6 protein-coding genes are annotated in these 6,533 nt (G+C 62.0%); 3 read left to right on the top strand and 3 right to left on the bottom strand.

What is annotated here, in order from left to right; genetic code table 11:
* The first annotated feature begins 141 nt into the window (after nucleotides 1–141).
* Nucleotides 142–390, top strand: coding sequence for a hypothetical protein (locus VGH68_RS28255; RefSeq protein WP_331607031.1), 249 nt, complete (start codon nucleotides 142–144; stop codon nucleotides 388–390).
* Between the two features lie 84 nt (nucleotides 391–474).
* Nucleotides 475–2,286, top strand: coding sequence for an ABC transporter transmembrane domain-containing protein (locus VGH68_RS28250; RefSeq protein ID WP_331607030.1), 1,812 nt, complete (start codon nucleotides 475–477; stop codon nucleotides 2,284–2,286).
* 149 nt (nucleotides 2,287–2,435) lie between these two features.
* Here VGH68_RS28250 and VGH68_RS28245 read toward each other — a convergent pair whose 3' ends face one another.
* Together VGH68_RS28245 and VGH68_RS28240 are read right to left on the bottom strand one after the other, a co-directional pair.
* A complete protein-coding gene (locus VGH68_RS28245) occupies nucleotides 2,436–3,266 on the bottom strand; it encodes a MetQ/NlpA family lipoprotein (protein ID WP_331607029.1) in 831 nt (276 codons plus the stop codon).
* A gap of 372 nt (nucleotides 3,267–3,638) precedes the next feature.
* Nucleotides 3,639–4,088 (bottom strand): SET domain-containing protein, encoded by a 450-nt coding sequence (locus tag VGH68_RS28240; RefSeq protein ID WP_331607028.1) that lies wholly within the window; start codon nucleotides 4,086–4,088, stop codon nucleotides 3,639–3,641.
* 1,342 nt (nucleotides 4,089–5,430) lie between these two features.
* Between VGH68_RS28240 and VGH68_RS28235 the strand changes: the two genes are divergently transcribed.
* Entirely contained in the window at nucleotides 5,431–5,955 is a 525-nt protein-coding gene (locus VGH68_RS28235; protein ID WP_331607027.1) for a hypothetical protein, read from the top strand.
* 149 nt (nucleotides 5,956–6,104) lie between these two features.
* Here VGH68_RS28235 and VGH68_RS28230 read toward each other — a convergent pair whose 3' ends face one another.
* The gene (locus VGH68_RS28230; protein ID WP_331607026.1) at nucleotides 6,105–6,518 is read right to left on the bottom strand and encodes a RidA family protein; all 414 of its coding nucleotides are present in this window, start codon (nucleotides 6,516–6,518) and stop codon (nucleotides 6,105–6,107) included.
* Nucleotides 6,519–6,533: the final 15 nt, after the last annotated feature.

Genomic DNA, 6,533 nt, shown 5'->3' with positions numbered 1-6,533 from the left:
GGATTGCGCGGGCACGGCGGCTGCCACAACGCGCGTCAATGGCAGCACTGGCAACAGATGACGCACCAGGAGCGCGAGCGGCTGCGCAACGATTCGGCGCGCGCTCAATAGCAGTCTCACATCGACGTGGAGAACCCTGCCATGCTCAGTCCACATGAACTGGCGACGCTGATGCTCGTCCATAGCGCGCCCGACCAGATCGATACGACGCGTATCGAACTCGCGACGCTGCTGCATTGCCGGCTGATCTGCGTCGAGCCTCGCAGCGGCGGTTCGCGTCGCCCGATGCTGACGGCCGCCGGTAAGCATCTGCTGGACGCCGCCGCACGCGTCGAACCAAAGCGTTACGATGACGCGTCGACGCGGGAAGACGACAATCCGGTCTGGTGACGGATCGACGACAAGCGGTGCCACCGGCTGCCAGCCGGCCGTGCGATACAACTCAGCTATTTTCCGCTTGATACAGGAATCTCCATGCCCACTGCCGCGCCGCGCACCAAAGCCGTCGCTCCGCTTGTCGCGCTGCTGCCGTTCCTTCGCCCGTATGCGACGCGCTGGGCGCTCGCGTTCGTCGCGCTGCTGACCTCGGCGGGCGCGACGCTCGCGCTGCCAGTTGCGTTCAGATACCTGATCGATCGTGGCTTCGCGAGCGGTGAGCGCACGCATATCGATCGCTATTTCATTGCGCTGTTCGTCGTGTCGCTGATCCTCGCCGCCGCGACGGCACTGCGCTTCTACTGGGTGTCATGGCTCGGCGAACGGGTCACCGCCGATTTGCGGCGCGCCGTGTATGACCACGTGATCCGGCTCAGCCCGCAGTTCTTCGAAACCACGCAGACGGGCGAGGTGCTATCGCGGCTCACCACCGATACGACGCTGATCCAGACGGTGGTCGGCACGAGCCTGTCGCTGGGGCTGCGCAATCTGCTGTTGACGGTCGGCGGCGTCGCGATGCTGATCACGACGAGCCCGGTGCTGTCGGGTTACATCATCGCGACGCTGGTCGCGGTGGTCGCGCCGATCGTGATTTTCGGCCGGCGCGTGCGGCGGCTGTCGCGCGCCAGCCAGGACAAGGTCGCCAACGCCAGCGCGCTGGCCGGGGAAGTGCTCAATGCGATGCCGACCGTGCAGTCGTACACGCAGGAGCGCCATGAGGCCGATCGCTTCGGCCATGCAGTCGAGATGGCGTTCGATACCGCACTGACACGCATCCGCGCGCGCGCGTCGCTGACCGCGGTGGTGATCGTGTTTGTGTTCGCTGCAATCGTCTTCGTATTGTGGCTCGGTGCGCAGGCGGTACTGGCCGGGCAGATGACAGCGGGCCAACTGTCGCAGTTCATCCTCTACGCGGTGTTCACCGCAGGCGCCGTGGGCGCTGTCGCGGAAGTGTGGGGCGATCTGCAGCGGGCCGCCGGCGCAACCGAACGGCTACTGCAACTGCTGGCCGCGCGCTCGCCGGTGCAGGACGCTGCGACAACCGTGCCATTGCCGGCCCGTGGCGAAGGGATCCGTTTCGACAACGTCGGCTTCTGCTATCCATCGCGTCCAGGCAGCGCCGCGCTTTTCGGGTTCTCGCTCGACGTGCGTCCGGGCGAACGCGTCGCGCTGGTGGGGCCATCCGGCGCGGGCAAGACGACGCTGTTCCAATTGCTGTTGCGCTTTTACGATCCGCAGTCCGGCACCATCCTGATCAACGGCGTCGCGACCAACCAGATCTCGCTCGCGTCGTTGCGCAACGCGATCGGCGTCGTGTTGCAGGAATCGGTGATCTTTTCGGGCAGCGTGCTCGACAACATCCGCTACGGGATGCCCGACGCGACGCTCGCCGACGTGCAACGCGCGGCTGCGATGGCAGCCGCGGCCGGTTTTATCGAGGAGTTGCCGCAAGGCTATGACACCTTCCTCGGCGAGCGCGGCGTGCGGCTATCGGGCGGACAGCGTCAGCGTCTGGCGATCGCGCGCGCGATTCTGAAGAATCCGCCGATCCTGCTGCTCGACGAAGCGACCAGCGCGCTCGATGCCGCGAGCGAGCGGCTCGTGCAAACGGCGTTGGACAATGCCGCGCTGAACCGCACGACGCTCGTGATTGCCCATCGTCTTGCCACCGTGCAGCAGGCTGACCGCATCGTTGTACTGGACCAGGGACGCATCGTCGCGCAAGGCCGCCACGCGGAGCTCTTGCACAGCTCTCCGCTTTACCGGCAACTGGCGGCATTGCAGTTCGGCGAACCGCAGGGCAAAACCGTCGAGCCCGACGTGCCGCGCGCTCACGTCGATTTGCAATGAGCATGTCACGCGTGCGCTCGTCACCGACGAAGCGCGGGCAAGCATCGCAAGCTCTGAACGAAGCGGCGTCACGATGCCAGCTGAGGCGGCGCGGCCTTCAACACATCGAGGCGCGCCGGAATCAGACCCAACCGCGCGTTGTTCGCAGCTTACTGGTGCTGGGGCGCGCCGTCCCACGCCGGCAGCGTTGCGCCGTGATAAACGGTCAGGATCGACGACGCGACGTTGGCCTGCTGATAGCTGTCCACAAGAGTCTTCACCCAAGCCGCGTTCGCATCCTTCGCGTTGACCGCGATGAAGTTGCGATACGGATTGCCCGGCACTTTCTCCTGCGCAATGCGCTCTTGCGGAATCCTGATGCCCGCTTTGATCGCCCAATCGGTATTGACGACAGCGGCGTCGACGTCGTCGATCGCACGGCCGACGATGCCGGCGTCGAGTTCCTTGATCTGGACGTGCTTCGGGTTATCCGAAATGTCGCGTGCGGTCGGCAGCAGACCGACGTCGGGGCGCAGCTTGATCAGCCCATTGGCTTGCAGCAAAAGCAGCGCGCGGCCTTCGTTGCTCGGGTCGTTCGGTACGCCAATGGTTGCGTTTCGCGGCAACGCCGCGACTGATTTCAGCTTGCGCGAGTAGAGGCCGATCGGCTGCACGTAGGTGAAGCCGACAGGCACGATGTCATAGTGGCGTGCCGCGATCTGCGCATCGAGATACGGCTTGTGCTGGAAAGAATTTGCGTCGAGATCGTGCTGCGCGAGCGCTTCGTTTGGCTGCGTGTAGTCGGAGAACGTCGTGAGCTTGACCGTGATGCCGTGTTTGGCGGCATTCGCCGCGACCACGCGCCATATGTCTTCGTCCTCGCCGGACATGATGCCGACATGCACTGTCTGTCCGGCGGCGCGAGCCGGTTGCGCGCTCACGACGCCGCATGTGACGAGAATGGAGAAGAGGGCGGCTCTGAGCGCTTGGGTCGTACTCATGTTTTCGGAACTCATCGAAGTGAAGATCAGCAGATCGTAGAGAGCCGAGTGCCGCCGCGCAAATAATATGGAACACTATTCTTATCGCAATCGGGAACAAGCAGTGCCGCGGGGGTGCGAGGCGACGAATTCGCGATCGACGGTGTGGGGCACGCCCAAGCGATGTCAGTGCGAGCGATCGTGGGAAATCACCGCGAGTAAATAGCGCGCGGTGGTCGCGGAGAAAAGCGGCGTAGAAAAGGCACAGATAACACCGATGCTGGCGTGAGCCGTCAAGCCGGTTTCCGCGTGACGATCAGCGGGCGGTGGATAGCGCAGCCGTCGGGAAAACGGGGCGAAAGGCCGGAGCAAAAGGCCGGGGCAACTCGCCGCTCACGCGGACGTCGCGGTACCTCCGAGCATCGACCGCCGGCAAGCGGGGCCGCCGCAATGGCACGCGTAGGTTTTGCCGATGTCGTCGGTGACATCGCCATCTACGACGAGGCCGTAATCGATGAATAGCTCTTCGCCAGGCTCGATGGCGGTGACTGCGTGAATGAAAATGCGATCGCCGATTTCGATCGCCTCGCAGTTCGGTGTGCACGCATGGTTCAGGAAGCGGGCGCTATTGCCGCCGCGGCTGCCATCGATCACGCGACCGTTGGACAGACCGAACACAAAGGTATGTCCGTCGCCCGACTGCTGACGGGCCGCCGCGCGGCGCCAGCTAGTCACTTCGCCCTTGTATTCGAGCAGCCGGTCGCCGGCCGCGATGGGCTGCAGCGCAAACAGCCCTTTGCCGTGAACGCGGGAACGTCGTGCCGTGAAGCGTCGAAGTGTCATTGTGCAGTTTGCCGTTCGTGACGCATGACGGATTTCTTTCATCCTCGAAGCCGCCAAGCATACCGGGGCGGCCGCCGACATTCAACTTGCATCGTGCGCTCGATAGGGCGTTCAACATCAGGACCGCTTGCCAAAAAAGTCAGCAGGTGACGGATCGGATGTCGCATCGCGGCGCAGGAGTAAGTTACGCCGCGGGCCCCTTTGCAAAACCGATCTCCAGCGGAAATTCGGTAATTATCCGTTGGCTCGATTAAAAATCAAACGTTTGGCTCATCGTATTTAACGTTTCTGATTACCTGACTTTCAAAGGCAAACGTTTGGCTTGCGATATTTAACATTTGTCCGCTTAACAGTTGCACGCCAGTGGCTGATAATGGCGGGGATTTATTTAGGGCCGCGCATTAAATTCGTTGCTACAACGTGCACCGCTCATCCTAAGTGCGCGGTTATCCGATGAATTGCCCGCCTGGACCGCAGTGGCGGGCTCTCGTGGCCTGAGTGAAAATCAAACGGACACGGCCTTCGGAAACACGTTTCCAAACCGCCAAAGTGTCCAATTTAGTGCCGCCTTTTATTTTCAATGCTGCGGCAGACATATTCGCGTAATAAAACGAACGATTTCTTTATTCGGTAACTGACAATCAACGCGGATCGTCCGGCGGCGCTGGATGTAATCCGCAAACAAATACGATGGCCAGTACCACGGGGATGGCGCGTGAGCGGTGCATCAGATATTTCGAATCTCTTTCAGACGTTGGGCGTAAGCCCGTCGCATTATCACGAAGTAGAAAGAACGGAGTAGATGCAAGGTTCGCGTGGGCGTTGGTCCATGCAGACCGGGCCATCGCCAGCGGATGCCGCCCAGCCCGACGCCCCTCGCGAGGCGCAAGCCGTCGCTGGTACCGACGCATCCGAAATGACACCCACCGCGCCGTCGCAACGATCGCAACCAATTACGCCGGCGGTCCCCGCTGCCGAATCCGGACCGGTTCCCGCATCGCAAGCCGCACCCGAGCAGCCGGTCCTCGAGTCCAATCCCGAGCCTGTCGCCGCGCCTGAACAGCCAGACGTTCGGAGCGCCGCGTCTGCGCGGCGGCGCGAACGCAGTGATCCCGAAGACGTTCCGCAACGCCAGAGCTGATGAACTGCGTCACAGGCGCTTGCGTCGATGACGGCCTGCGTAACACCACGATAGCCGCGAACCTGCGCGTCGTGCCCAACCGGCGCACGCGCCACAAGAGCTTTGCATGGCAAAGATCAAACTTAGGCTGAGCAAGCCGGAAGAGCCGCGGCAACCGCGCAATGCGGACAGCGTGACGACACCGGCGATTGGGACGACAAGTTGCTGCAGGCGGGCGCACCGCTATTGGCCTCGAACTGGCTGCGGCTGGTCGTGACCCTAGTGGCGCTGCTGCTGTTCACTTCTGCGATGACGGTCAATCTGGTGGTGTCCAGGCAATCGATGTTCGGCATCCTTTGCGTCGTCGTCGCGCTCGTGCTGAACCGCATTCGCGGCAGGATCGTCACGGTGTCGATGGTGGCCTTGTCGGCGTTCGTGTCGTTGCGCTATCTGTACTGGCGTCTGACGCAGACGCTGTCTTTTGCGAACCCGCTCGACACGACCTTCGGCTACCTGCTGCTGCTGGCCGAAGGGTATGCGGTGCTGATGCTGTTGTGCAGTTACTTCCATTGCGATCAACAACTTCGATGTAACTCAACCGCGAGCGCAGACCTGGCAACTGATGGACAACGCGATATCCCGTCTACCCGATACCGACTATGCGAGCGGCCATTTGCACCTTACTCTGCCGCCGAAAACCGTGACCCTGCTGGTGTTGCACGGCGCGGCCCGGCAATGACTCCGTGATGCGCAGGATCGCGCAAGTCGATTGTGCCAGCACCGGATGCGCGACCGCGGCGGTTCCATGCAGCCTGAGCCATTCGCCGTAACCGCTGACGAGAAAACCGCCGCAGCGCTCGGCGTATCGCTGGCTGGACGACAGATAGAATCCGATATCAAGCGGCTGATGAAGCCTGTCTACGAGCAACAAAGTCAATTTCGACGAGCGCGTCGCGTGCCAATCCAGTCACTCCTATACAGGTGCGCGCGGGCAATTTCCCAGGCGGGAAATAGGCAGCATAGACGGCGTTCATCGTTGCGTAATCTCGTTTGAATTCGGTCAGAAAGATCCGCACTGACACGACATCTTCGAGCCCAATCCCGATCCCCTTCAACACGAGAACCAGATTGTCCATCACGCGGGTTGTCTGTGCGGCAACGCCTTCGGGAAGCGGGGCGTTGACGTCGTCAGGCGATGTCGGCATCTGGCCAGTGAGAAACACCCAGCCGTTCTGTTCGGTCGCATGAGAGAAGGGACCGACTGGCGTAGGCGCGCCTTCCACCATCCAGAATTTCGTTGATAAATCCATCTTCTATAGCTCCAG

This window comes from Paraburkholderia sp. (genome assembly GCF_036488505.1).
Classification (GTDB): domain Bacteria; phylum Pseudomonadota; class Gammaproteobacteria; order Burkholderiales; family Burkholderiaceae; genus Paraburkholderia.
The sequence above is the reverse complement of the archived record's forward strand: the minus strand, read 5'-3'. Positions and strand labels throughout refer to the sequence as shown.